Annotated in this window: 25 protein-coding genes and 1 tRNA gene; 18 read left to right on the top strand and 8 right to left on the bottom strand. The window is 64.9% G+C overall.

Annotated elements, in window-relative coordinates; all coding sequences use genetic code 11:
- Window positions 1-116: 116 nt before the first annotated feature.
- Together rsmI and RFN30_RS22745 are read left to right on the top strand one after the other, a co-directional pair.
- A complete protein-coding gene (rsmI, locus tag RFN30_RS22750) occupies window positions 117-1,013 on the top strand; it encodes a 16S rRNA (cytidine(1402)-2'-O)-methyltransferase (protein WP_320264333.1) in 897 nt (298 codons plus the stop codon).
- On the top strand, window positions 1,006-1,383 hold the full coding sequence (locus RFN30_RS22745) for a YraN family protein (RefSeq protein WP_320264332.1): 378 nt from the start codon (window positions 1,006-1,008) through the stop codon (window positions 1,381-1,383). The genes rsmI and RFN30_RS22745 overlap by 8 nt, the downstream gene beginning before the upstream one ends.
- A gap of 13 nt (window positions 1,384-1,396) precedes the next feature.
- Here the strand turns inward: RFN30_RS22745 and RFN30_RS22740 are convergent, their stop codons facing one another.
- Together RFN30_RS22740 and RFN30_RS22735 are read right to left on the bottom strand one after the other, a co-directional pair.
- Window positions 1,397-1,720 (bottom strand): hypothetical protein, encoded by a 324-nt coding sequence (locus RFN30_RS22740; RefSeq protein WP_320264331.1) that lies wholly within the window; start codon window positions 1,718-1,720, stop codon window positions 1,397-1,399.
- Window positions 1,721-1,764: 44 nt separating this feature from the next.
- On the bottom strand, window positions 1,765-2,571 hold the full coding sequence (locus RFN30_RS22735) for an undecaprenyl-diphosphate phosphatase (RefSeq protein ID WP_320264330.1): 807 nt from the start codon (window positions 2,569-2,571) through the stop codon (window positions 1,765-1,767).
- Window positions 2,572-2,731: 160 nt separating this feature from the next.
- Between RFN30_RS22735 and RFN30_RS22730 the strand changes: the two genes are divergently transcribed.
- The 12 genes from RFN30_RS22730 (at window position 2,732) to RFN30_RS22675 (ending at window position 14,243) form a co-directional block, all read left to right on the top strand.
- Window positions 2,732-3,424, top strand: coding sequence for a glutathione S-transferase family protein (locus RFN30_RS22730; protein WP_320264329.1), 693 nt, complete (start codon window positions 2,732-2,734; stop codon window positions 3,422-3,424).
- Window positions 3,405-4,562 carry a tRNA epoxyqueuosine(34) reductase QueG gene (gene queG / locus RFN30_RS22725; protein ID WP_320264328.1) on the top strand — a complete coding sequence of 386 codons (1,158 nt, stop codon included), beginning with the start codon at window positions 3,405-3,407 and terminating at the stop codon, window positions 4,560-4,562. Before RFN30_RS22730 ends, queG begins: the two co-directional genes overlap by 20 nt.
- Window positions 4,562-5,467 (top strand): SDR family oxidoreductase, encoded by a 906-nt coding sequence (locus RFN30_RS22720; protein ID WP_320264327.1) that lies wholly within the window; start codon window positions 4,562-4,564, stop codon window positions 5,465-5,467. The genes queG and RFN30_RS22720 overlap by 1 nt, the downstream gene beginning before the upstream one ends.
- 190 nt (window positions 5,468-5,657) lie before the next feature.
- On the top strand, window positions 5,658-6,734 hold the full coding sequence (mepA, locus tag RFN30_RS22715) for a penicillin-insensitive murein endopeptidase (RefSeq protein WP_320264326.1): 1,077 nt from the start codon (window positions 5,658-5,660) through the stop codon (window positions 6,732-6,734).
- A gap of 209 nt (window positions 6,735-6,943) precedes the next feature.
- Window positions 6,944-7,963, top strand: a complete 1,020-nt coding sequence (locus tag RFN30_RS22710) for a glucokinase (RefSeq protein ID WP_320264325.1) — start codon at window positions 6,944-6,946, stop codon at window positions 7,961-7,963.
- A 383-nt stretch (window positions 7,964-8,346) separates the two neighbouring features.
- The gene (locus RFN30_RS22705) at window positions 8,347-10,206 is read left to right on the top strand and encodes an ABC transporter ATP-binding protein (protein ID WP_320264324.1); all 1,860 of its coding nucleotides are present in this window, start codon (window positions 8,347-8,349) and stop codon (window positions 10,204-10,206) included.
- Window positions 10,203-11,024 (top strand): 4-hydroxy-tetrahydrodipicolinate reductase, encoded by an 822-nt coding sequence (gene dapB / locus RFN30_RS22700; protein ID WP_320264323.1) that lies wholly within the window; start codon window positions 10,203-10,205, stop codon window positions 11,022-11,024. The genes RFN30_RS22705 and dapB overlap by 4 nt, the downstream gene beginning before the upstream one ends.
- Before the next feature lie 90 nt (window positions 11,025-11,114).
- The gene (locus RFN30_RS22695) at window positions 11,115-11,735 is read left to right on the top strand and encodes a 2,3-bisphosphoglycerate-dependent phosphoglycerate mutase (RefSeq protein WP_320264322.1); all 621 of its coding nucleotides are present in this window, start codon (window positions 11,115-11,117) and stop codon (window positions 11,733-11,735) included.
- Window positions 11,736-11,809: 74 nt separating this feature from the next.
- Window positions 11,810-11,894: transfer RNA gene (locus tag RFN30_RS22690), tRNA-Leu, on the top strand.
- Between the two features lie 145 nt (window positions 11,895-12,039).
- Window positions 12,040-13,725, top strand: a complete 1,686-nt coding sequence (locus RFN30_RS22685; protein WP_320264321.1) for an FAD-dependent oxidoreductase — start codon at window positions 12,040-12,042, stop codon at window positions 13,723-13,725.
- Window positions 13,725-14,030 carry a UBP-type zinc finger domain-containing protein gene (locus RFN30_RS22680; RefSeq protein WP_320264320.1) on the top strand — a complete coding sequence of 102 codons (306 nt, stop codon included), beginning with the start codon at window positions 13,725-13,727 and terminating at the stop codon, window positions 14,028-14,030. Before RFN30_RS22685 ends, RFN30_RS22680 begins: the two co-directional genes overlap by 1 nt.
- Before the next feature lie 12 nt (window positions 14,031-14,042).
- Window positions 14,043-14,243 (top strand): type II toxin -antitoxin system TacA 1-like antitoxin, encoded by a 201-nt coding sequence (locus RFN30_RS22675; RefSeq protein WP_320264319.1) that lies wholly within the window; start codon window positions 14,043-14,045, stop codon window positions 14,241-14,243.
- Window positions 14,244-14,252: 9 nt separating this feature from the next.
- On the opposite strand, the gene RFN30_RS22670 is transcribed toward RFN30_RS22675, so the two are convergent.
- Entirely contained in the window at window positions 14,253-14,435 is a 183-nt protein-coding gene (locus RFN30_RS22670; RefSeq protein ID WP_189510882.1) for a hypothetical protein, read from the bottom strand.
- 336 nt (window positions 14,436-14,771) lie between these two features.
- Here RFN30_RS22670 and RFN30_RS22665 point away from each other — a divergent pair, with 336 nt between their 5' ends.
- Entirely contained in the window at window positions 14,772-15,587 is an 816-nt protein-coding gene (locus tag RFN30_RS22665; RefSeq protein ID WP_320264318.1) for a glycosyltransferase family 2 protein, read from the top strand.
- Between the two features lie 96 nt (window positions 15,588-15,683).
- Here RFN30_RS22665 and RFN30_RS22660 read toward each other — a convergent pair whose 3' ends face one another.
- A complete protein-coding gene (locus RFN30_RS22660) occupies window positions 15,684-16,466 on the bottom strand; it encodes a hypothetical protein (protein ID WP_320264317.1) in 783 nt (260 codons plus the stop codon).
- Between the two features lie 149 nt (window positions 16,467-16,615).
- Here RFN30_RS22660 and RFN30_RS22655 point away from each other — a divergent pair, with 149 nt between their 5' ends.
- The gene (locus RFN30_RS22655; protein ID WP_320264316.1) at window positions 16,616-17,632 is read left to right on the top strand and encodes a polysaccharide pyruvyl transferase family protein; all 1,017 of its coding nucleotides are present in this window, start codon (window positions 16,616-16,618) and stop codon (window positions 17,630-17,632) included.
- Window positions 17,633-17,699: 67 nt separating this feature from the next.
- On the opposite strand, the gene RFN30_RS22650 is transcribed toward RFN30_RS22655, so the two are convergent.
- From RFN30_RS22650 to RFN30_RS22635, 4 genes are all read right to left on the bottom strand, one after another.
- Window positions 17,700-18,506 carry a maleate cis-trans isomerase family protein gene (locus tag RFN30_RS22650; protein ID WP_320264315.1) on the bottom strand — a complete coding sequence of 269 codons (807 nt, stop codon included), beginning with the start codon at window positions 18,504-18,506 and terminating at the stop codon, window positions 17,700-17,702.
- A gap of 53 nt (window positions 18,507-18,559) precedes the next feature.
- Window positions 18,560-19,801, bottom strand: a complete 1,242-nt coding sequence (locus RFN30_RS22645; RefSeq protein WP_320264314.1) for a D-amino acid dehydrogenase — start codon at window positions 19,799-19,801, stop codon at window positions 18,560-18,562.
- Between the two features lie 269 nt (window positions 19,802-20,070).
- Window positions 20,071-21,252, bottom strand: a complete 1,182-nt coding sequence (locus tag RFN30_RS22640) for a cystathionine gamma-synthase (RefSeq protein ID WP_320264313.1) — start codon at window positions 21,250-21,252, stop codon at window positions 20,071-20,073.
- Complete coding sequence (locus RFN30_RS22635; protein WP_320264312.1) at window positions 21,249-22,685, bottom strand: pyridoxal-phosphate dependent enzyme; 1,437 nt, start codon at window positions 22,683-22,685, stop codon at window positions 21,249-21,251. The genes RFN30_RS22640 and RFN30_RS22635 overlap by 4 nt, the downstream gene beginning before the upstream one ends.
- A gap of 351 nt (window positions 22,686-23,036) precedes the next feature.
- On the opposite strand from RFN30_RS22635, the gene RFN30_RS22630 reads away from it, so the two are divergent.
- Both RFN30_RS22630 and RFN30_RS22625 read left to right on the top strand, forming a co-directional pair.
- Window positions 23,037-23,366, top strand: a complete 330-nt coding sequence (locus RFN30_RS22630; protein WP_126091058.1) for a hypothetical protein — start codon at window positions 23,037-23,039, stop codon at window positions 23,364-23,366.
- Window positions 23,363-24,010: a cysteine hydrolase family protein gene (locus tag RFN30_RS22625; RefSeq protein WP_320264311.1), complete on the top strand. Its 648-nt coding sequence runs from the start codon at window positions 23,363-23,365 to the stop codon at window positions 24,008-24,010. The genes RFN30_RS22630 and RFN30_RS22625 overlap by 4 nt, the downstream gene beginning before the upstream one ends.
- Window position 24,011: the final 1 nt, after the last annotated feature.

The following is a 24,011-nucleotide window of genomic DNA, read 5'->3' as shown; positions in this document are numbered from 1 at the left end:
GACCGGCCACGGTTTCTTTCCTCACTGTGGCAAAGGCATGGCGATCTGCTCGCGTCGACTTCACGTTTTGCAACCAAGCGTGCGCCGTGCCAAACAGAGTGAACGGAGGGTTATTCTTGACCGGCGACAAACTCAGTTATGTGATCGGCCAGACCGAGATTCCGGCGCGACCGCTCGCGCCGGCGCTCTATCTGGTGGCGACGCCGATCGGCAATCTTGCCGACATCACGCTGCGCGCGCTGGAGACGCTGGCCAGCGCCGACATCGTCGCCTGCGAGGACACGCGTGTCTCGCGCGTGCTGCTCGAACGCTACGGCATCCGCCGCCGCACCACAGCCTACCACGAGCACAATGCCCAAGAGGCCGGCCCGAAGCTGATCGAGGCGCTGTCGGCCGGGCAGAGCGTGGCGCTGATCTCCGACGCCGGCACGCCGCTGATCTCCGATCCAGGCTACCGGCTGGTCGGCGAGGCGCTGGATCGCGGCATTCGTGTCGTGCCAGTACCCGGACCGTCCGCAGCGCTCGCCGCGCTGACCGCATCCGGACTGCCGTCGGACGCCTTCCTGTTCGCGGGTTTCCTGCCTGCCAAGGCGGGCCAGCGGCTGACCAAGCTCGAAAGCTTCAAGCAGGTACCGGCGACGCTGATCTTCTACGAATCGCCGCGCCGGCTGGCCGAGACGCTTGCCGCCATGGTCGAGACGCTGGGCGGCGCGCGCAAGGCCGCGATCGGCCGCGAGCTGACCAAGGCGTTCGAGGAGATGCGGACGGGCACGCTCAGCGAGCTCGCCGCCCACTATGCGGCGGCCGACACGCCCAAGGGGGAAATCGTCATCTGCGTCGGCCCGCCAGAGGCGGAGGAGGACCAGCCGGCCGACATCGACCGGCTGCTGTTGTCGCTGGTTGCCGAGATGCCGGCCTCCAAGGCTGCGGCGGAAGCGGCGAAAATGACCGGCGGCCAGAAACAGGCGCTCTATCGCCGGCTGCTGGAATTGAAGGAAGCCAGCGGTGGGTGAGCGCACTGTCGGTCATCGGCGAAAAGCCTATCGGCGCGGCCATCGCGGCGAATGGCTGGCGGCGCTGGCGCTGATGCTGAAAGGCTACCGCATCCTTGCGCGCCGCCATCGCACGAAGCTCGGCGAGATCGACCTGATCGCCAGGCGCGGCGACCTCATCCTGTTCGTCGAGGTCAAGGCGCGGCGAACGCTGATCGAGGCGATGGAAGCGATCGCCCACGCGTCGGAACGGCGCATCGAGGGTGCGGCCGATCTCTGGCTGTCGCGCCAGCCCGACTATGGCAGGCTATCCGTGCGCTTCGACATGGTGGCGGTGCTGCCCTGGCGCTGGCCGGTGCATGTCGAAAATGCGTTTTATGGGAGAAGCTAGGATGCAACGGTGCCTAGTGGACATTGTCCCAGCGAGCCTTCCAGTCCTGAACGGTCGCCACGGCAGTCCCCAGCATCTCGTTCAATTCTGAAACCCGCCCGTTCCAGGTCCGATCCATTTCCATCTCCGAGTCGTCGTAAGTGTCGATTGCCCATGCGCGCACGGCAACCTCGTCGGAGTCTGGAAGCCCAATGGAAATTTGGAAGCACTCGAATGAACGAGTGCCGCCAATATGGAAAAATCTCGCCGGCTGGCCTGCCCACTCGGTGAAAAGGGTTGAGCCTGTGGCTTTGACCCAGGCGCCTATGATGCCATCCAAATCGTCATAGGTTGTCATACGCCAATATTACGTGGTTTCAGCGAGCGCCACAACCAGCAGTTTCACCCCCAGATCATCAGCGCCACCAGGCCGAGCCCGCCGACCACAAGCCGCCACCAGCCGAACAGCGAGTAGCCCTTGCGCGAGACGAAATCGAGCAGGAAGCGCACCACGAACAGCGCAGTGACGAAGGCAGCGATGAAGCCGATGGCGATGATCGGCAGGTCGTCCGAGGTCAGCACGTTGCGGTTCTTGAAGAGGTCGAAGGCGAAGGCGCCGACCATGGTCGGCATCGCCAGGAAGAAGGAGAACTCGGCCGCCGCGCGCTTGTCGACGCCCAAAAGCAGCGCGCCGACGATGGTCGAGCCGGAACGCGAGGTGCCGGGGATCAGCGACAGGCACTGGAAGAGGCCGATCTGCAGATAGAGCCTGGTCGGGAAGCGCTCGACGTCATGGTAGACCGGCTTCAAATTCATGCGGTCGACCGCGAGCAGCACGACGCCGCCGATGATCAGCATGATGCAGATCAGCCGCGGCGATTCGAACAGGAAGGTCTTGATGAAGTCATGCGCCAGCGCGCCGATGACCGCCGCCGGCAGGAAGGCGATCAGGATGCCGATGACGAAATGCCGGGTCAGCCGGTCATAGGGCAGCTCGAGCAGCATCTTCCAGAGGCGGCGGAAATAGACGCTGAGAATCGCCAGGATCGCACCGAGTTGGATCAGGATCTCGAAGGCCTTGCCGGTGGAATGGAAGCCGAGGAAATGGCCGGCGAGCAGGATATGGCCGGTCGAGGACACCGGTATGAACTCGGTCAGGCCCTCCAGCAGCCCAAGCAGCAGCGCTTCGACGATGGTCTGGCTTTCCATGGCAACCTCAGGATTTCGGGGACGACTGGAGACAACGGCTTGCTTGTCACGGCGCGGAAGTCCCCCTATAGGTCGCAACACCGTGACGGCCGCATGACGGGCCGCCAAGACTTACCGGCGCTGACACCGATTCGCCAGTGCGCCCTATCATCGCGGAACCATGCTGACGCTTTTCCATCACCCGATGTTCGCCACCTGCCGGTTCGTCCGCCTCGCCTTCGGCGAGTATGGCGAGGAGCTGGCGCTGATCGAGGAGAAGCCCTGGACGCGGCGCAAGGAGTTTCTGGCGCTGAACCCGGCCGGCACGCTGCCGATCCTGCTTGCCGAAGGCGACGTGCCGATCGTCGGCGCCATGGTGATCGCCGAATATCTCGACGAGACGCGAGGCGTGCTGAAGCGCGACAAGCGGCTGTTCGCCGAAGACCCGATGCAGCGCTCCGAAATCCGCCGGCTGACCGACTGGTATCTCAGCAAGGCCGAAAGCGAGGTCACCCGCCATCTGGTGCGCGAGCGCGTGCTGAAGCCCGTCATGCCGGAGACGGCGGGCGGCGGTTCGCCCGATTCGGCGGCGATCCGCGCCGCGCGGGCCAACATCCGCCAGCACATGAAATACACCAACTGGCTGGCCGGCACGCGCCATTGGCTGGCCGGCAACAAGGTGACTTATGCCGACCTCGCCGCGGCGGCGACGCTTTCGGTGCTCGACTATCTCGGCGAGATCGACTGGCGCGAACATGCCGCCGCGCGCGAATGGTATACTCGCGTCAAATCACGGCCGTCGTTCCGGCCACTGCTCACCGACCGGGTACGCGGCCTGTCGCCGGTATCGCACTATGCGGACCTCGACTTTTGACAAGACAAAGCTGCGCGCGCTGATCGACGCGGAGGCGCGCCGCGCCGGCTTCGAGGCGATCGCGGTGACCAGGCCGGATGCGATCCCGCTGGCGCCCGCACGGCTCGCCGAATTCGTCGCCGACGGCTTTCACGGCTCGATGGACTGGATCGCCGAGACGATCGAACGCCGCGGCGAGCCCTCGACATTGTGGCCGGAGGTCCGCTCGATCATCGTTCTGGCAATGAATTATGGTCCTGACCGCGATCCGCGCGAAATCCTCGGCAAGCGCGATCGCGGCGCGATCTCGGTCTATGCGCAAAACCGCGACTATCACGACGTGATGAAGGGCCGGCTGAAGGAAATCGCCGGCAAGATCGTCGCGCGCGCCGGGGGCGACGTGAAGGTCTTCGTCGATACGGCGCCGGTGATGGAGAAACCGCTGGCGGAAGCCGCGGGGCTCGGCTGGCAAGGCAAGCACACCAATCTGGTCAGCCGCGCGCATGGCTCCTGGCTGTTCCTCGGCACCATCTTCACGACGGCCGAGCTTGAGCCGGACAAGGCGGAAATCGATCATTGCGGCTCCTGCCGCGCCTGCCTCGACATCTGCCCGACCGATGCTTTCCCGGCGCCCTATCGGCTCGACGCGCGGCGCTGCATCTCCTACCTGACCATCGAGAACAAGGGGCCGATCCCGCTCGAATTCCGCGAGAAGATCGGCAACCGCATCTATGGCTGCGACGATTGCCTCGCCGTCTGTCCGTGGAACAAGTTCGCCAGCGTCGCCTCCGAGGCCAAGCTTGCCGCGCGCAACGACCTGCGCGAGCCGGCGCTGTCGGAGCTTTTGCGGCTCGACGACGCCGCATTCCGCGCACTCTTCTCCGGCTCGCCGATCAAGCGAACCGGCCGCGACCGCTTTGTCCGCAACGTTCTGATCGCCGCCGGCAATTCCGGCGATGCTTCGCTGACGCCGATCGTGCGCGGCCTGCTCGAAGATCCATCGCCGCTGGTGCGGGGTGCGGCAGTATGGGCGCTATCGCAACTGATCCCGCGACGCGATTTTGCGGAGCTCGCCACCTTGGCCTTGGAGACCGAAGGCGACGCAACCGTGCGCGACGAATGGCTGTCGGCGCTGCGAAACTCTGCAGAGGTTCATTGATGGGCGAAAAACGCTTCTTCATCTTCGGCGCCGGCTATTCCGGCAAGGCCTTTGCCCGGGACAATGCGCAGGGCGCGCCGATCCTGGGCACGACACGTTCGCCGGAAAAGTTCGAGGCGTTGAAGCAAGCAGGCATCGGGCCGCTGCGCTTCGACGGTTCGCTGACGCCGCAGATCAGCGATGCCCTTCGGCAAACCACGCATCTCATCGTCTCGGTCGCGCCGGAGGAATCCGGCGATCCGGTGCTCAACGCCGCCGGCGAGACGATCCGGGTCAACATGCCGGCGCTCAAATGGATCGGCTATCTCTCGACCGTCGGCGTCTATGGCGACCATGGCGGCGCCTGGGTGGATGAGAGCGCCGACTGCCGCCCGGTGTCGAAGCGCTCGGTGATGCGCGTGGCAGCCGAACAGGACTGGCTGAAACTCGGCCAGGAGATCGGAAAGCCGGTGGCGATCCTGCGGCTTTCCGGCATTTACGGTCCGGGACGTAACGCGCTGGCCAACATCGAGGACGGCACGGCGCGGCGACTGGTCAAGAAGGATCAGGTCTTCAACCGCATCCATTGCGACGACATTGCCGGCGCGCTGTGGCACCTGGCCGACAGGAATCTCGGCGGCATCTTCAATGTCACCGACGACGAGCCGGCCCCGCCGCAGGACGTCGTTGCCTATGCCGCCGGGCTGAAGGGCGTCGAGGCGCCGCCCGAAATTCCTTTCGAGACCGCCCAACTTTCGCCCATGGCGCGTTCCTTCTATGGCGAGAACAAGCGCGTCGCCAACGCGGCGATCAAAGCGGCCGGCTACAGCTTTCGTTTCCCGAACTATCGGGTGGCGCTGGAGCGGATGTGGGCCGACGGCAACTGGCGGGACGGAGAGCCGCGCAGTCCGATGAAACGCTCGTGATCGAAGCGACGCGCACGACATGATATGATTCGCGCCTAAAGCGCGTCGCGAATCTTTCAGATTCGCTCCATGCGCTTTAGGTTTTGATTTTGTGCATGTCTTTGTCCCGAAACCGGTTCCCACTTTCGGGAGACATGCTTTAGCATGCCGCCGAGATTGCGTCGCGCCACTGGAGAGGGGACCCGACCTGATGACGTTGCGATCGCTGCCCGACAGGAAGCCGTTCCTGACCGCCGCGCTTGCGCTTGTGACCTTGGCCGCGCTTGCCGCGGCCGCGATCTCGGCCGAACCCCGCGCGAAAGACCTGTTCGGCGCCAAGACGCTGCCGCCGGTGGCGCCGGCGCAATCCTTCGGCTTCTACTCCAAAGGCTGCTTCACCGGCGGCGTCGCCTTGCCGATGGACGGACCGGCCTGGGAAGTGATGCGCCCCTCGCGCAACCGCCGCTGGGGCCATCCGGCGATGATCGCGCTGATCGAGAAGCTCGCGCGCGACGCCCAGGCGGATGGCTGGCCAGGGCTTCTGGTGGGCGACGTCTCGCAGCCGCGCGGCGGCCCGATGATGACCGGCCACGCTTCGCACCAGATCGGCCTCGATGCCGACATCTGGCTGACGCCGATGCCGAGGCGTCCGCTGACGTTTGCCGAGCGCGAGACTATGAGCGCCACGCTGATGGTCAATGGGAAGACGCATCTGGTGAAGGACGCGCTGTGGACGCCGGCGCATACGCGGCTTCTGAAGCGCGCGGCGAGCTATCCGGAGGTCGAGCGCATCCTGGTCAATCCGGGCATCAAGAAGAAGCTTTGCGACACGGTCAGCGGCGACCGGTCCTGGCTGCGCAAGATCCGCCCGTTCTGGGGCCACGACTATCATTTCCACATGCGCATCGGCTGCCAACCGGGCTCACCCGGCTGCAAGGCGCAGGAGGCGACGCCCGGCGACGACGGCTGCGGCAAGCCGCTGGCCTGGTGGTTCACCGAGGAGCCCTGGCGCCCGAACAAGAACCCGGACGCGCCGAAGGCCCGCGACCTGATGACGATGGCCAACTTGCCGAGAGAGTGCCAGGCGGTGCTCGCCGCGCCGGACGCGCCGTCGCTGGCGGCCGTTACTTATCAAGGCGGCGGCGGGGCGGCGGTTGCAGTGGCCGAACCGGCCGAGCCGGCCGAGACGATCTCCGACAGCAACGCCGTGCTTCCCGCAGCGGCAAGCGCTTTTGCTCCGACGCCCAAAATCGGCATTCCAGTGCCGCGCCCAAGGCCGGGGAACTGAGGCAGTCGCCCTGCTTCCGGGCAACAGCCGTAAATGATCAATTTCCGAGGCTGGCGACGCAAACGCTGAAAGGCAAGACCGAGGACGGAATTCAAACCTGAAACGATTGCCCCGCGACCGAAGCCGAAGCCGCTTTCCCTTTGCAGGCCCATGCGCTAGTTCAACGAACAGACAAACGGCAGGCGGCCGGAACGGGACGAACGAAGAGCATGGCAGGCGAAGACGATACAGCGTTGCGGTTCCCGGTCCTGATCGGCGACATCGGCGGCACCAATGCGCGCTTCTCGATCGTGCTCGACGCCAATTCGGAAGCGACCGAGCCGCAGATCGTCCAGACGGCCAATTTCAGGACCATCGACGAGGCTATCCAGGCGGCGGTGCTCGACCGCTCGTCGATCCAGCCGCATTCGGCGGTGCTGGCGGTGGCCGGGCCGGTCGACGGCGACGAGATCCGGTTGACCAACTGCCCCTGGGTGGTCAAGCCGCACCAGATGTTTGCCAATCTGGGCCTGAGCGAGATCGTGGTGCTCAACGATTTCGAGGCGCAGGCGCTGGCGGTGGTGGCGCTCGGCGAAGAGCATATGGAAAAGATCGGCGGCGGCACGCCGGAGCCGAGCGCCGGGCGGGTCGTGCTCGGCCCCGGAACCGGGCTCGGCGTCGCCGGGCTGATCTACGCGCTTCGCCACTGGATACCGGTGCCGGGCGAGGGCGGGCATATGGATATCGGCCCGCGCACGCCGCGCGACTTCGAAGTGTTCCCGCATATCGAGAAGCTCGAGGGCCGCATCTCCGGCGAGCAGATCCTGTGCGGCCGCGGGCTGGTCAACCTCTATCGCGCCGTGGCCAAGGCCGATGCAAAGGCGGCGCCTTTCACCACGCCGGCCGAGATCACCGCGGCTGCGCTCGCCAAATCCGATCCGGTGACGCAGGAAGCACTGGAACTCTTCGTCACCTGCCTCGGCCGCACCGCCGGCGACCTGGCGCTGGTGTTCATGAGCCGCGGCGGCGTGTTCCTGACCGGCGGCATCGCGCAAAAAATCGTGCCGGCGCTGAAAGCCGGCAATTTCCGCGCCGCGTTCGAGGACAAGGCGCCGCACAGCGCGCTGATGCGCGCGATGCCGGTCTATGTCATCACCCACCCGCTGGCGGCGTTGCTTGGTCTCGCCGCCTATGCCAGGACCCCATCGCTGTTCGGCGTGCAGACCGCGGGACGGCACTGGAGGACGTGAGGCTGGCAGCGGTCCAGCCCAGGGCGGAGTTCCGTCGCAGAGACTCTGGGACCCTGTCTGAAAGGCCTGTGCCAAGCACCCCCTCTGTCCTGCCGGACATCTCCCCCCTGAAGGGGGGAGATCGGACGTCACCGCGGCTTTCGCCAATCGCCAACGTCGCAGGATTGAGCGAAGCGCTCAGGCTGCCAATCTCCCCCCTTGAGGGGGAGATGGCCGGCAGGCCAGAGGGGGGTGCCTGGCGCCAGCCTCTGGAATTAAAGACATCCTTCGCCGCTTCCCCGAAGCCGCGACGAAGTTTCGCCATAGGCAAGCCGTAGCCGGGACGGTAAGAGGGGTGCCGAAAAAGCTGCCCCGTCCTGCGAGAACCACGAAGCGCTCCCGATTTGACACTCGACACCCCAAGCAAGCAAAAAGCCCGGCCCGGAGAGGTCAATGCGGTGCTGCGCCGTATTCTCGCTGAGAACGGCCATGACCATCGCTGGTCCTATGTCGTCGTCATCGCCTGCTCGCTGATCGTTTCGGGCACGACGGCGTTCTCGGCCTGGGTCATGGCGCCGATGGTCAACCAGATCTTCTACGAACGGCGCGGCGACGCGATCGTGTGGATCTGCGCCGGCTTCATGGGAGCCTTTCTGCTGCGCGGCTTCGCCGGCTACGGCCAGGCCGTGGCGCTGGCCAAGATCGGCAACAATCTGGTGGCGCGCTACCAGAAGCGCATCTTCGACCATCTGATGAAGCTCGGCGTCAGCTTCTTCACCGACACGCGTTCGGGCCGGCTGGCGGCGCAGGTCAACGAGAATGTCGGCGGCATTCGCGACCTGCTGTCCCTGACCCTGACGTCGATCACCCGCGACGCGGTCACGCTGGTCGGTCTCGTCGGCCTGATGATCTACCAGGACCCGGTCCTGTCGCTGAGCTCGCTGCTGATCGGACCGCCGCTGATCTGGGCCGTTGTCTACATCACCCGTCGCGTGCGGCAGATCAACCGGGAATCCGTGCTGATCAATTCCCGGCTGATCGGCGCCATCCAGGAGGCCACGCAAGGCATCGCCATCGTCAAGGCCTTCACCATGGAGGGAGAGCTGGCGCGGCGCATCGACGACATGGCCGACACGGCGGAGCAACGCAGCAATAAGATCGCCCGCGTCTCGGAACGGCTGTCGCCGATTTCCGACATGCTGGCCGGTCTCGCCGTCACCGCCGTCATCGCCTATTCCGGTTATCGCGCGCTGGTTCTCGGGCAGCCTCCGGGCGCGGTCTTCTCCTTCATCACCGCGCTGATCCTCGCCTACGATCCGGCGAGGCGACTGGCGCGCATGCAGGTCGGCATGGAGCGGGCCCTCGTCAACGCCCGCATGATCTACGAGCTGCTCGACCTCGAACCGCAGCAGGAGGACGCGCCCGATGCCGTCGAGGCGAAGATCACCAGCGGCGAGGTGCGCTTCAACAACGTCTCGTTCGGTTATTCCGCCGACATGCCGGTGCTCAGGAACCTGAGCTTCACCGCCGCCGCCGGCAAGGTGACCGCGATCGTCGGCGCGTCGGGCGCGGGCAAGTCTACGCTGGTGGCACTGCTGCAGCGCTTCTACGACGTCGACTGCGGCAGCATCACAGTCGACGACCAGGACATTGCCAAGGTGACCAAGCAGTCGCTGCGCGGCTCGATCGCCTATGTCTCGCAAGCGCCCTATCTGTTCGAAGGCACGATCCGCGACAACATCCGCTACGGCCGGCTTTCCGCCACCGATGCCGAGATCGAGCAGGCGGCGAGACAGGCGGCCGCCGACGACTTCATCCGCCTGCAGCCGCAGGGCTACGACACGCCGGTCGGCGAGAACGGCGTGACGCTGTCGGGCGGCCAGCGCCAGCGCGTCTCGATCGCCCGCGCCATCGTGCGCCAGGCGCCGATCCTTTTGCTCGACGAAGCGACCTCAGCGCTCGACAACGAGGCGGAGGCGCGCGTCCAGGAAGCGCTGACCCATGTCATGCAAGGGCGCACCACCATCGTCATCGCGCACCGGCTGTCGACCGTGGTCAATGCCGACCACATCATCGTGCTGGAAGAAGGCAGGCTGGTCGAGGAAGGCACGCATGCCTCGCTGATGGCCGATCCGCACAGCGTCTACGCCCGCTTCCACAGGGTGCAGGGCAAGAAGGGACTGGGGCTTGTCGATGACGCCAAGCCAATCCAAACTTCGCTGCCGCGCACGAGCGCGAAAAAGGCCGTCGGGAGAAACGCATGAGCGAAACGGGCGATATGGGCCTGGTGGTGGTCGGTGCCGCCGGCCGGATGGGACAGACGCTGATCCGCGCCATCCACTCCATGCCCGGCGCGCGCGTTGCCGGCGCTGTCGAGCGGCGGGACTCGCCGCATCTCGGCAAGGATGCTGGCGAACTCGCCGGCATCGGCATCATCAATGTGCCGATCGTCGACGACCCGCTGCCGGCCTTCGCCAAGGCCGACGGCGTTCTGGATTTCACGGCACCCAAGGCGAGCGTCGAATTCGCCGGCTATGCCGCGCAGGCGCGCATCGTGCACGTCATCGGCACCACCGGCTGTACGGCCGACGACGACGCGAAGATCGCGGCGGCGGCGCGCCATGCGACAATCGTCAAATCCGGCAATATGAGCCTCGGCGTCAATCTGCTGGCGGTGCTGGTGGAGCAGGCGGCGCGCGCGCTGGATGCGGAGGATTTCGACATCGAGATCCTGGAAATGCACCACAAGCACAAGGTCGACGCGCCGTCCGGCACGGCGCTGCTGCTCGGCGAAGCGGCGGCGAAGGGCCGGGAGATCGCGCTCAAGGACAACAGCGCGCGGGTGCGCGACGGCCACACCGGCGTGCGCAAGACCGGCACGATCGGCTTCGCGACGCTGCGCGGCGGCTCGGTGGTCGGCGAGCACAGCGTGATCCTGGCCGGCACCGGCGAGCGCATCACGCTTGCCCACCAGGCCGAGGACCGGGCGATCTTCGCCCGCGGCGCCGTGAAGGCGGCGCTTTGGGCGCGCGGCAAGAAGCCGGGTCTCTACTCAATGCGGGACGTGCTCGGCCTGAGCTGAGGCGCTTAACTTTTTCATACGCAATTCCGGACGGAAAACCGCTACACACTTTCCTGGAATTGCTCAAAATCCAATCCTATAGGAGCAAACATGTCGGGAACTCTCGTGCTCGTGCGCCACGGCCAGAGCGAATGGAACCTGAAGAACCTGTTCACCGGCTGGCGCGATGTCGACCTGACCGAGCAGGGCAATGCGGAAGCGCTTGCCGCCGGCGAGAAGCTCAAGGCGCGCGGGCTGAAGTTCGACATCGCCTACACCTCGGCGCTGAAGCGGGCGCAGAAAACCTGCCAGATCATCCTCGACGTGGTCGGCCAGGGCGATCTGAAAACCATCCGCGATCAGGCGCTCAACGAGCGCGATTATGGCGACCTCTCCGGCCTCAACAAGGACGATGCGCGCAAGAAATGGGGCGAGGAGCAGGTGCATATCTGGCGCCGTTCCTACGACGTGGCGCCGCCCGGCGGTGAAAGCCTGAAGGACACCGGCGCGCGCGTGTGGCCCTATTACCTGCACGACGTGCAGCCGCATGTGCTGCGCGGCGAGACGGTGCTGGTCGCAGCGCACGGCAATTCGCTGCGCGCGCTGATCATGGCGCTGGACGGCAAGAGCGGCGAGGAGATCGTCAAGCTCGAGCTCGGCACCGGCGTGCCGGTGATCTACAAGCTCAACGCCGATTCGACGGTGGCGAAGAAGGAAGTGCTCGAAAACTGAGCCGGCGCCGCCAAGCGGGTTTGAAAAAAGCGCGTTGACACGCTTCGTTCGCCCGCTTACATGAGCGCCCACCAGCCCAGATGGCGGAATTGGTAGACGCGCACGGTTCAGGTCCGTGTTCCGCAAGGAGTGGAGGTTCGAGTCCTCTTCTGGGCACCAAATTCCCGTTCGGACCATTTTGCGGTTCCAGAACGCAAAGAAGAGCCCGGTTCGTCCGGGCTTTCTTTTTGAGCCAACCTCCCCTCACGGCCAGTCCCCGAACAAACCGCTTCAAACCGAGCGATCGCGACGCTACGGTCGCCCCATGGCCCCTACCGTCAGTCCGACCATCGCGGCCCGCCGCGACCAGATGTTTCCCGTCCTGACCGACGCGGATATCGAGCGCATGCGCCGCTTCGGCGAAGCGCGCGCCTATGCCGCCGGCGATGATATCGTCACCGCCGGCACGGTCTCGCCCGGGCTGATCCTCATCCTGTCGGGCAAGGCCGCCATCACGCAGGCCGGCGGGCTCGGCCGGGCTGAGGCGATCATCACCCATGGCCCCGGCAATTTCATCGGCGAGCTGGCGCAGCTTTCGAGCCGCCCGTCGCTGGTCAATGCCGAAGCGGTCCAGCCGGTCGAGGCCATCGTCATCCCCTCGCAACGCCTGCGCGACCTGATGGTGCAGGAGGCCAACCTCGGCGAACGCATCATGCGGGCGCTGATCCTGCGCCGCGTCGGCCTGCTCGAGAGCGGCATCAGCGGGCCGATCGTCATCGGCCCTCCCGGCAATGGCGACGTGCTGCGGCTGCAGGGTTTTCTCACCCGCAGCGGCCAGCCGCACCGCGCGCTCGATTCCGACACCGATCCTTGCGCCAAGACGCTGATCGAGCGTTTTCACGTCGATCCGCACCATCTGCCGATCGTACTGTGCCCGAACGGCAAACTCATGCACAATCCGGGCGAGAGCGAGCTTGCCCGCTGCGTCGGGCTGCTGCGGCCGGTCGATGCCGACAAAACCTACGACGTAGCCATTGTCGGCGCCGGACCGGCGGGATTGGCGGCTGCGGTCTATGCGGCCTCCGAGGGGCTGTCGACGATCGTGCTCGACTGCCGTGCCTTCGGCGGACAGGCAGGTGCTTCCGCGCGCATCGAGAACTATCTCGGCTTCCCGACCGGCATTACGGGCATGGCGCTTATGGCGCGCGCCTACAACCAGGCGCAAAAGTTCGGCGTCGAGATGGTGATCCCGGACGAGGCGAAGCTGCTTGGCGCCGCCGATGACGGCGGTGGCTACAGGCTCGATGTCGGCGACGGCGAGACCGTGCGCACGCAAACGGTGGTGATCGCCAGCGGTGCACGCTATCGCCGCCTCGATATCGCCAATCTCGCTGAGTTCGAGGGCACGTCCGTGCATTATTGGGCCTCGCCCATCGAGGCGCGGCTCTGCCGGGACCAGGAAGTGGCGCTGGTCGGCGCCGGCAATTCGGCCGGCCAGGCCGCCGTCTATCTGGCAAGCCAGGTACGGAAGGTAACGATGCTCGTACGCCGCGGCGGTCTCAATGAGACCATGTCGCGCTACCTGGTCGAGCGCATCGAGGCGCAGCCGAACATCGAGGTGCTGACCGGGACCGAGATCGCGGCGCTAGACGGCCACGAAGGCAATCTTGAAGAGGTGCGCTGGCGCAACCGGGCGAGCGGCGTGGAAACGACGCGACCCATCCGCCATCTCTTCCTGTTCATCGGCGCCGATCCGAACACCGACTGGTTGGCGCGTTGCAACGTGGCGCTCGACGCCAAGGGTTTTGTCCGCACCGGACCGGACGTGGCGCCGGGACACGGCCTGATGGAGACGAGCCGCAGCGGCGTGTTCGCCATCGGCGATGTGCGCTGCGGCTCGACCAAGCGGGTCGCGGCCGCCGTCGGCGAAGGCGCCCAGGTGGTGGCGGCATTGCATGCCTATCTCGCGCGGAACGGCGGGCCGGCTGTTCAGCCCGAAAGGAGATCGTGATGGACGAATGCAGGCATACGGACGACATCAAGGACGTCACGCCGAGCGCCCTCGGCTGCGAGGAATGCCTGAAGAGCGGATCCTGGTGGGTGCATCTCAGGCTCTGCAGAACCTGCGGCCATGTCGGCTGCTGCGACGACTCGCCCAACCGCCACGCCACCAAGCATTTTCACGCCACCCAGCATCCGGTTATTGAAGGCTACGACCCGCCGGAAGGCTGGGGCTGGTGCTATGTCGACGAGGTTTTCATCGACCTCGGCGAGCGCACGACGCCGCAGAACGGCCCGATACCAAGATTTGTTTGAGGTTGCTGACTGATGAAGAACAGGCCGTCGAACAAAGCTCGCGAGCAGAAATCGGACACCCGGATTGAGTTGAACATGGTGCTCGATCGCACGCTTATCGCGGTCTCGCCAGAGGCTTATGCGGAGTTTGTCGTCCAGCTCGATACGCCGTCGAAGCACAGCGAGCGGTTGAGCCGACTGATGAATGCGCCTCTGCCGTGGAAGAGCGACTAAGCAGGCCGCCTATTTCACCGAGCTCGTCACGGTCCGGTCTATTGCCGCGGGATCGCGGTCGTTGCCGGCGAGCGCGCCGATGATCAGAAGGCTGACGATGATCGGCACAAACAGAATGGCGACACGCGCCTGGACGTAGAAAATGGCGCGCCATTCATTGCGCTTTTCGGGGCTGTCGTTCATCGCGCTCACTCTGTCCTGCCTCCCGAGGCGGGACATAGTAGCGAAGCGTTAAGCAACCTTTTCCAGAACCGTTAACCCGCCGATCTTGAACAGCCCAATGCGCAACCGGTGATCGGCCGATCGGCAAGCCGCCTTGGCATTTTGCCGATCCAACATCCCGTAAATAAGCCAATTCTAATTATATTGACGAAGGCAGTTTGACGCCAATAGAAAGCGAGCGGGGTTTCTTTGTGGGATGTGGAGAATGCTTGGGGGGATGGTGCGCGCAATATTTGCGCGCAGAAGGCTGCGTCGTCGCGGCCTTATCCGAAACGGTTTTGATCAACGCGAAGAAACGGCAAGGTCATGACCTCGGCCGCAACTGTATCGGTTTCGGTGATCGTCAACACTTACAACTGGCCGGAGGCGCTGAAGCTCAGCCTCCAGTCGCTCGCCGGCCAGACCGAAAATTGCTTCGAAATTATCGTTGCGGACGACGGTTCGCGCCCGGACACGGCCGACGTGGTGAAGGCCTTTGCCGGTTCTTCATCGGTCCCCGTCAAGCATGTCTGGCATGAGGATGTCGGCTTTCGTCGCGCCGCGATCCTCAACAAGGCGATAGGCGAGGCGTGTGGCTCCTATCTGATCTTCATCGACGGCGACTGCATCCTGCAGCCCGACTTCGTTGCCCAACACCGCGCTCTGGCCAGGCTGAACCACCTCGTCACCGGCAGCCGCATTCTGCTTGGCCAGGAATACAGCAGGCAGTTGCTGGCCGCAGGGACATGGGACTACCAGGTCTTCCGCCGGAATATCCTGCGGCACCGCCTGAAAGGCGATATTTCCAAGATCGTCGCTTTTTTCGTGCGGCTGCCCTGGCGGCCAATGTCCGACTATCGCTGCTTCGTTTGGCGGCGCATCAAGGGCTGCAATCTCGCCTGCTGGAAAAGCGACGCGCTTTCCGTCGGCGGCTTCGACGAGACCTTCACCGGCTGGGGTTCGGAGGACATCGACTTCGTTTTTCGTCTGCAGGACAGGGGTATCATCCGGCGCGCCGGCACCTGGGCGACGGAGGTGCTGCATATCTGGCACAAGCCGACCGATCCGAGCCGCGCCGCGGCAAATGAGAAGGTCGTGCTCGACAGGATAGAGGCGGCCCGCCTTCGCAAGAAAGCTGCTTAAAGCAGGTCGCGTGGAAAAAGATTCACGCGACCTACTTTAAGTCTTTGATTTCAAGCATGTCTTGTCCCGAAACCGTCCACTTTCGGCAGACATGCTTTAAATGCCGAACTCGGCGAAAAGCTTCGCCAGCGGCGAACCAAGCGGGGGCGGACTATGCTTCAGATCGCGCAGCATCTCGTTCCACAGATGCAATGTCAGCGTGTCCTCGCGCAGGACCGCATCGAGCGAGAACGCCGGATCGTAGACGGAACGCGCCTTGCCGAAATGGAGCGGGTAAAAGACGTGCCGCGGCAGCGCCCGCTCGAACAATCCGTGCTTGCGCGCCAGCGCCGTCAGCGCGTTGGGGCCGAATGTTCCCCAGGGAAGATCGGCCGGCCGCACCGGCAGGCCGAGGAAGCGCCTGAGCCGCGCCTTGCGCGCCCGGTTCAGGCGCGTCCAGGGCGGGAAATAATCAGTACGGAACAGGCCTGCCAGCTCAGCCGTCACCGGCAAGCCGGCATCGAGATAGAGAACAGCGCCATTGATAACGGTGTCGTCCTCGAGCCCGAACAGGCATGTCCCTTCAATAGTCACCGGTTTCAGGCAAACCATGTCGAGGTCGGACCAAAGCCCGCCGGAAACCAGCTGCAGCCGGTAGCGGAAATAGTCGGAAGCCAGAGCATACGAGCCGGTCTTGCTGTGACGAAGGCGCTTCATATCGGCAAAAGGAACGCAGCGTCCGCCGTCGACCAGATCGACTTCGCGCGGCACATTGGCGACCGGCTGGTAGGCATGAAGGCGCACCGCGTGGCCATGGGCAAGCCAGGAGGCGATGGACAGCAACTCAATGCGACCGAGCCCATCGCCGATCCAGAGCATGTTGACCGTTGGGGCTGCCAATATTGCCTGCCTTCTCGTCTTTCTCTATGCGACGCAGAGGCGCCTCGCACATTTGTAGAAAGGCCGCTGTCTAGTAGATCTCGAAAGAAACTCAAAACCTTATGTCGCAGCTCAGCCGCAAATGCCGATCCTTTAACCGTCGTCACAGAATGCTTAGGCGCACCCCCGCATCGCCGCTTGCGCTTGTCTGGTGGGGAAGCTTCGAAGGCGGCGGCGGCGCGACTGTTGGCGATCTGCATGCGGTGGAGAACCTTTCGGCGGCGCTGCGCCAGGCCGGCCATGACCATGATGTTCTGAGCCATCCGGCTCTTGGCATTGCCGGCCACCGTCAGGTGAGGGACCTGTTCGACATACGCCGTGAAATCGAAACGCTGGTGTTCGTCTGCGGCCCGATCGTTCAGACCGACGAATTGGTCGACCTGCTGGCCGTGCACCGGAAAGCGAGAAAGATCGCCGTCGGCGTCAGCGTGATTTCCCGGCACCGGGACATGGCTGCGCGCTTCGAAGCCGTATTGGCGCGTGACGGCCTGTCGAGACAATCCTTCGATCTCGCCATTTCACATTCTCGGCCGTGCGCGGCACCCCTGCCCGGCAAGCGGCTGAAGGCCGGACTGTGCTTCCGTGGCGATCAGCGGGATTACGGCGATGGTATGAGCGAATGGGCCAGGGCTGAACGGCTCTTGTTGCAGCTCGCCGAAACCTTCGGTCTCGATACCGAGCCGATCGACACAGTGTTGAGGCCCGGGAACGAGGCAGCGAAGATCGAGCGCCAGTTCGAGACCGTTGATCTCGTCCTGACGACGCGGCTGCACGGTTCGCTCTACGGACTCTCGGAAGGCAAGCCGGTGATCGCCATCGACCAGATCAGGGGAACGGGCAAGGTGAAACCGATCCTCAACCGTATCGGCTGGCCGCTCGCCTATTCGATCGAGGAAGCCAATGAAGCTCTGCTTGCCGGCCAGATGCGCCGGCTCCTGGCCGAATGGCCGGTCGAGGCGGTAACCAGTTCGCAGGCGACGATCCTGGACCTGTCTTCCAAGGCTCGCGCCGATGCCGTGGCGCTGATTGGTCGAGGAGGTCACGCCGAAGCACGAACGCTTACCGAACGGGCCAGCCTGCTTGGCACGCCGCCAGGCTCTGTCGGCTCCGGGTCGACGAGGTGGTGAGAATAGAGCCCTAGATCCGCCTCGCCGCTCCCCAATCGGGAAGCGCAACGACCCTGCATCCTTGACCTCAGCTGGCCGGCAGCGCGAACAATCTCCCGCCGGCCGGCACGACGTCGTCGATGCCGGCGAGCCGCAGGCAGTGCCAGGCCATGGCGTGGTTCGAGGAGGTGACGGGAATGCCGATGCGCCGCTCCAGCCCCGCCACCGCTTCGGCGACGCGCAGGCTGGTGCAGGAGATGAAGATCGCGTCCACGCCAGGCGCCGCCGCCATTCGCTCGGCCGCTGCCTCGATCGATGCGAGCGAGATGCGGGCCGCCTCGCGGTCGTCGCGCCGGTCGAAGGTCGCGACGGCGGCGATGTCGAGGCCGCGTCCGGTGAAGTAACGGACCAGGCCCTGGTTGATCTCGGGCGCGTAGGGCGTGAGCAGGCCGATGCCCTTGGCGCTGAGCGCCTTGAACGCCGCAAGCGCACCCGTCACCGGCGTGGTGCAGGCGACGCCCGGCCGCGCCTTCCGAATCTCGGCGAAGACGGCTTCCTCGCCGAGCGTCATCGTGGCCGAGGTGCAGCCGAAACCGACGACATCGAGCGGGATGCTGGGCAGGATCAAGTCGACGGTCGGCGCGATGCGCGGGCCGATGGCGCGCAGCGTGTCGGGCGTGATGTCGTTGTCGTTGAAGAGGCGGGCCTCGTAGAAGGCGACGCCCGGAATGCGCACCAGCGCGCGGAACTCATGCTCCAGCGTCTGGTCGGTGGCGAGGATCGCCAGCCCGATCGCCGCGCGCGAGGCGAGGCCGCCATCGAGCTCGGACGGCAGCACGCCCAGATCGACCGGTCCCGAAGAGTGAAGGCGGGTAGCAGCTGCGCCGACAGACATGGCATTCCCTTTCTCGTCGATCTCGCTTCGGATCCCGTCCGAGACCCGAGCACTCAGTTCAAAAGCCCATCCATGGAAATGGCCGGCCGGCGGCCGGCGATCAGGTCGGCGGTGATGCGGGCCGAGCCGTGCGACATGGTCCAGCCGATATGGCCATGCCCGGAGTTGAGATAGAGGTTGCGCAGCCGCCGCTGCCCGAACTCGGGCAGGTTGTTCGGCGTCATGGGCCGCAAGCCCGCCCACATTTCGGCGCGATCGTAGTCGGCGCCTTCGGGATAAAGCTCCTGCGTCACGCCCTTCATGAAGTCGAAATCGGCCGGCTTGTGGCTGGTGTCGTAGCCGGCGAATTCCGCCGTGGCGGTGACGCGGATGCGGTCGCCGAAGCGCGAGATGGCGACCAGATTGTGCTCATCGAGCGAGGCGATGGTCGGCGGATGCGGCCTGTTGCCGACGGGAATGGTCAGCGAATAGCCCTTGATCGGGTAGATCGGCAGGCTGATGCCGATCGCCTTCGCAATCAGCGGGCTGTAGGAGCCGAGCGCCAGCACATAGGCGTCGCCTTTCACGCTCCCTTTGTCGGTCAGCACCTCGGTGACGCCGGCGCCCGAAGTCTCGATGCCGGTGATGGTGGTGTCGGTGCGGATTTCGCCGCCCCGCTCGGCGACTTTTGCCGCCAGCGCCCGGGTGAATTTTGCAGGATCGCCGGTCTCGTCGGTCGGGCAATGGATGCCGCCGGCGATCTTGTCCTTCGCGGAGGCGAGCGACGGATCGAGCGCGCCGACGCCATCGCGATCGAGCACCCTGATCTCCTGTCCGTCGGATTCCAGCAGCTTCATATGCTCGACGCCCTTGTCGAGCGCCTGCTGGCTGCGGTGGAAATAGAGGATGCCGCGGTCGTTGCGGTCATAGTCGATCTGCTCGTCGGCGATGACCTCGTGCAGGACCGATTGTGAATAGGCGGCAAGGCGATGCTTGAGCAGCGTGTTGCGCCTGGCCTTCTCGGCCGTGCATTCCATCAGGAACAGCCACGACCAGCTGTAGAGCCTGGGATCGGCCGAGAGCTTGAAGCGCAGCGCCTGGTCCTTCAGCACCAGCGATTTCAAAAGGATCATCGGCGCCTTGGGCGAGGACCAGACAAAGGAATGTCCAGGCGCGATCATGCCGGCATTGCCCCAGCTGGTCTCGGCGGCGACCTGCGGCTGGCGCTCGAGGACCACGACCTCGTGCCCATCCTTCTGCAGCTGATAGGCAGTGGTGACGCCGACCACGCCGCCACCGAGTACGATCACGCGCATGACGCCTCCGGAGATCGCAAGCCGGGAGGCAGTTTAGAGTGTGGATTGCCATCTGCAATGGCACACATACCGAGAAGTCTGCGGGACAGCGCCCCTCTCTGGCCTGCCGGCCATCTCCCCCACAAGGGGGGAGATCAGATGTCACGCCGGCTTTCGCCAATCGCCAGCGTTGCAGGACAGGCGGGGCGCCCAAACCGCTAATCTCCCCCCTCGTGGGGGAGATGTCCGGCAGGACAGAGGGGGGCGCGAAGGATCACCGCGAAACCAAATCAGGTCTGTAACGCCTGCTCCAAATCCGCAATCAAATCATCCCCGTCCTCAATCCCGCAGGACAACCGCACCAGCGAATCGGAGATGCCGATCGTGCCGCGCTTCTCCGCCGGGATCGAGCCGTGCGTCATCAGCGCCGGGTGCTCGATCAGGCTTTCGACGCCGCCGAGGCTTTCGGCGAGCGTGAAGAGCTGGGTGCGCTCGAGGAAGCGTTTTGTCCCGGCAAGGTCGCGGTCGAGATCGACCGAGATCATGCCGCCGAAGGCATGCATCTGGCGTTTTGCGATCTCATGCTGCGGGTGGCTGGCAAGGCCGGGATAGATGACGCGGCGCACGTCCTTCCGGCCTTCCAGCCACTGCGCGATCTTCAGGCCATTGGCGGAATGACGTTCCATCCTCAGCGCCAGGGTCTTGATGCCGCGCAGGGCCAGAAAACTGTCGAACGGGCCGGAGATGGCGCCGATGGCGTTCTGCAGGAATTTCAGCCGGTCGGCGAGGTCGTTGTTGTCGCCGACGACCGCGACGCCGCCGACCATGTCGGAATGGCCGTTCAAGTATTTGGTCGTCGAATGGACGACGATGTCGATGCCGAGCTCCAGCGGCCGCTGGATGTAGGGGCTGGCAAAAGTGTTGTCGGCGACCGTGAGCAGGCCCTTGCGCCTGGCGAACGCCGCGAGGCCCTCGAGATCGACGATGCGCAGCAGCGGATTGGTCGGCGTCTCGACCCAGAGCAGTTTTGTCTCGGGGCGGATCGCGGCTTCGACCGCGGCAAGGTCGGTGAAGTCCGCGAAGCTGACCTTAAGGCCCGCGGAACGCTTGCGCACCCGCTCCATCAGCCGGAACGAGCCGCCATAGATGTCGTCGGTGGCGACGATATGGGCACCGGCATCGAGCAATTCCAGCACGGTCGAGATCGAGGCGAGGCCCGAGGCGAAGGCGAACGCCTTCGTGCCGCTTTCGAGGTCGGCGACGGCGCGCTCGAAGGCAAAGCGCGTCGGGTTCTGGCTGCGGGCATATTCAAAGCCCTTGTGCACGCCGGGCGACTGCTGGCCATAGGTGGAGGTGGCGTAGATCGGCACCATCACCGCGCCGGTGGTCGGGTCGTGGCTCTGGCCGCCATGGATTGTGCGGGTGGAAAAGGCCAGGCGGTTCCTGCCCAATGGCGGTCTTGCTGTGGTCATTTTGCGCGGCGCCTCAGATGGTTGATCAGGTCGATACGGGTTATCAGGCCGATGAACTCTTCGCCATCGAAGACGATGGCGACCTCGTTGCGGTCGAAGACGGGCAGCAGCGCGTCGAGCGTCTGGCTGGCCTGCAGCGTGTGCAGCGTGGCGGTCATGGCCGTGCGCACCGGCGCGTTGAAACGGTCCCAGCGGCCGTCATAGGGGCCTTCGACCTTGGCCAGGATGTCGCTCTCGTCGATAATGCCGACCAGCTTGCCCTCATCGAGCACCGGCAGCTGCGAGACATCGGAGCGGCGCATGCGGCCATAGGCGTTGAGCAGGCTCTCGTCCGGACCGACCCAGACGGTATCGCCGGTGCGATGCGAGCGCATGACGAGGTCGCGCAGGTCGCCATGCTGCTCATGCTCGTCAAGGCCCTGCTCGGCCAGCCAGATGTCGTCGAACACCTTCGACAAATATTTGTTGCCGCTGTCGCAGACCAGCGTGACAACGCGTTTGGGCGATGTCTGCTCGCGGCAATAGCGAAGCGCCGCCGACAAAAGCGTGCCGGAGGACGAGCCGGCCAGGATGCCTTCCTTCGACAGGAGATCGCGAACTGCCAGCATGCTCTGCTTGTCGGGGATGGAATAAGCCTTTTTGACCAGCGACAGATCGGCATTGGGCGGCACGAAATCCTCGCCGATGCCTTCGACGGTCCAGCTGCCGGCCTCTTCCATCTTGCCGGTCTTGATCAGCGGCGCCAGCACCGAACCGACCGGATCGGCCAGCACCATCTCGGTCTTCGGCGAATGTTTTGCGAAATAGCGGCCGAGGCCGGTGAGCGTGCCGCCGGAGCCGACGCCGACCACAATCGCATCGACGTCGCCATCGAGCTGGGTAAAAATTTCCGGACCGGTCGTGGTCTCGTGCGCCAGCGGGTTGGCCGGATTGGCGAACTGGTTGGCATAGAAGGCGCCGGGCAGCTCGGCGGCGATCTTCTCGGCCATGTCCTGGTAGTATTCGGGATGGCCCTTGCCGACATCGGAGCGGGTCATGTGCACCTCGGCGCCTAAAGCGCGCAGGTGCTGGATCTTTTCGCGCGACATCTTGTCGGGCACGACGAGAATGATGCGGTAGCCTTTCGGGATGCCGACCTGGGCGAGGCCGAGGCCGGTGTTGCCGGCGGTCGCCTCGACGATGGTGCCGCCTGGCTTCAGCTGGCCCGCCTTCTCGGCCGCCGCGATCATCGACAGCGCGATGCGGTCCTTGATCGAGCCGCCGGGGTTCTGGCTTTCGAGCTTGATGAACAGCCGGCATTTGCCGGTATCGAATTTGGTGAGCTCGACGACCGGCGTCTGGCCGATCAGGTCGAGCACCGAGGCATAAGGCGGCCGCAACCGCGACAAAGTGCTTTCCGCGCCGTCCGGCGCCGCTTTCCTGTGCACGCTCATTCTCGGGCCCTCCATGGAAGCAAGTTCGACGCGGGTGACCAGTTACAATCTCGTGCATGATGCCGGCCGGACGCCATTCCGGTTTCGCGCATCACGCACGAGCGTCTTTTCCAGCCCTTTCGGTCAGGAAAGAAGATAGATCGTGCCAATCCGGCGGCGAGTGGGGGAATGGAATTTCACGGAACGGCCAATGCCGGGTGCTCACAGGCATGGGATTTCCACGACCGGTCAAGGCTTCGCGCCGCGAACGGGCGATCGGCCGGCCGGTTCAACGAACCATGTCGTTCGTTGCCGGCGCCGATTTCGCCATGCTAGCCGGATGCTGCGCGGGGCCAATGCAAGGGACAGCCGATGAAGATTTTGGCCTATGACAATTTCAAGCCCGGCGTCACACTCGACGATCTCAGGCCTTATCTGCGCGACGAGGTCTCGAATGTCTGGCGATTGTGGAAGGCAGGCATCGTGCGCGAGAACTATGCGCGTGCCGACGTCGGCGGCGTCATCATCGTCTTCGAGCTCGACGGCGTCGAGGAGGCCAGGCGCTATACGGACGATTTCCCGCTGTCGAAGGCCGGGCTGCTGGAATGGCACTTCATCGCCTTCGATGCGCCGCTGCCGCTCGAGTTCCTGTTCGACCCCACGGTCGACATCGCAAAACCCTGGGACAGGACGGCGGCATGATCCGGTCGAGCGAGGGCATTGAGATCCCGGCCATCCTGAAGGAATGGTGCGATCCTCGCCGCATGGCGCTGGTCGTCTACGACATGCAGAACGGCATCTGCCGTCAGGTCACGGGCGCTGCGACAATCATCGAGCGCACCGGCACCGTGCTGGAGGCGGCTCGCTCGGCCGGGATGCGGGTGGCGTTCACGCGCCACCTGTCCCTGCCAAGGAAATGGATGGGCGCCACGCAGTTGCGCACCGCCATGGCCTGGCAGCGGCAGGGCGACCCCGACGCAGTCGAGCCGTGGTTCCCGCGCGACGCCGAAGCAACGCGGATCGTACCCGAGCTCGCGCCAAGGTCGGACGAGGCGGTGTTCGACAAGCTGACCATGTCGGCTTTCGATTCCACTTGCCTCGGTTTCGCGTTGCGCGACTGCGGCGTGCGCGCGATCGCCCTTGGCGGCATCGCCATGGAGATCGGCATCGAGCCGACCGTCCGCCACGCGACCGATAACGGCTTTGCGGCCGTAGTGATCGAGGACGCCTGCGGCTTCGGCAACCAGGAAGCGCGCGACCGCTCCATGGCGACGCTTCGCTTCCTTGGCGAAGCGGTCATCACCGATGTCGCGGGCTTTTGCGGCGCGCTTGCCGATGCCGGCTGAG

This window comes from Mesorhizobium dulcispinae, assembly GCF_033977345.1.
In the GTDB taxonomy this organism is placed as follows: Bacteria; Pseudomonadota; Alphaproteobacteria; order Rhizobiales; family Rhizobiaceae; genus Mesorhizobium; species Mesorhizobium dulcispinae.
Note: the sequence above shows the minus strand (reverse complement) of the source record. Positions and strands in the feature narration are given on the sequence as shown.

Excerpts from the sequence above, each read along its gene's own strand:
- RFN30_RS22740 (WP_320264331.1), bottom strand. The coding sequence starts at position 1,720 with ATGACAACCTATGACGATTTGGATGGCATCATAGGCGCCTGGGTCAAA.
- RFN30_RS22735 (WP_320264330.1), bottom strand. The coding sequence starts at position 2,571 with ATGGAAAGCCAGACCATCGTCGAAGCGCTGCTGCTTGGGCTGCTGGAG.
- RFN30_RS22730 (WP_320264329.1), top strand. The coding sequence starts at position 2,732 with ATGCTGACGCTTTTCCATCACCCGATGTTCGCCACCTGCCGGTTCGTC.
- queG (WP_320264328.1), top strand. The coding sequence starts at position 3,405 with ATGCGGACCTCGACTTTTGACAAGACAAAGCTGCGCGCGCTGATCGAC.
- RFN30_RS22720 (WP_320264327.1), top strand. The coding sequence starts at position 4,562 with ATGGGCGAAAAACGCTTCTTCATCTTCGGCGCCGGCTATTCCGGCAAG.
- mepA (WP_320264326.1), top strand. The coding sequence starts at position 5,658 with ATGACGTTGCGATCGCTGCCCGACAGGAAGCCGTTCCTGACCGCCGCG.
- RFN30_RS22710 (WP_320264325.1), top strand. The coding sequence starts at position 6,944 with ATGGCAGGCGAAGACGATACAGCGTTGCGGTTCCCGGTCCTGATCGGC.
- dapB (WP_320264323.1), top strand. The coding sequence starts at position 10,203 with ATGAGCGAAACGGGCGATATGGGCCTGGTGGTGGTCGGTGCCGCCGGC.
- RFN30_RS22695 (WP_320264322.1), top strand. The coding sequence starts at position 11,115 with ATGTCGGGAACTCTCGTGCTCGTGCGCCACGGCCAGAGCGAATGGAAC.
- RFN30_RS22685 (WP_320264321.1), top strand. The coding sequence starts at position 12,040 with ATGGCCCCTACCGTCAGTCCGACCATCGCGGCCCGCCGCGACCAGATG.
- RFN30_RS22680 (WP_320264320.1), top strand. The coding sequence starts at position 13,725 with ATGGACGAATGCAGGCATACGGACGACATCAAGGACGTCACGCCGAGC.
- RFN30_RS22675 (WP_320264319.1), top strand. The coding sequence starts at position 14,043 with ATGAAGAACAGGCCGTCGAACAAAGCTCGCGAGCAGAAATCGGACACC.
- RFN30_RS22665 (WP_320264318.1), top strand. The coding sequence starts at position 14,772 with ATGACCTCGGCCGCAACTGTATCGGTTTCGGTGATCGTCAACACTTAC.
- RFN30_RS22655 (WP_320264316.1), top strand. The coding sequence starts at position 16,616 with ATGCTTAGGCGCACCCCCGCATCGCCGCTTGCGCTTGTCTGGTGGGGA.
- RFN30_RS22650 (WP_320264315.1), bottom strand. The coding sequence starts at position 18,506 with ATGTCTGTCGGCGCAGCTGCTACCCGCCTTCACTCTTCGGGACCGGTC.
- RFN30_RS22645 (WP_320264314.1), bottom strand. The coding sequence starts at position 19,801 with ATGCGCGTGATCGTACTCGGTGGCGGCGTGGTCGGCGTCACCACTGCC.
- RFN30_RS22640 (WP_320264313.1), bottom strand. The coding sequence starts at position 21,252 with ATGACCACAGCAAGACCGCCATTGGGCAGGAACCGCCTGGCCTTTTCC.
- RFN30_RS22635 (WP_320264312.1), bottom strand. The coding sequence starts at position 22,685 with ATGAGCGTGCACAGGAAAGCGGCGCCGGACGGCGCGGAAAGCACTTTG.
- RFN30_RS22630 (WP_126091058.1), top strand. The coding sequence starts at position 23,037 with ATGAAGATTTTGGCCTATGACAATTTCAAGCCCGGCGTCACACTCGAC.
- RFN30_RS22625 (WP_320264311.1), top strand. The coding sequence starts at position 23,363 with ATGATCCGGTCGAGCGAGGGCATTGAGATCCCGGCCATCCTGAAGGAA.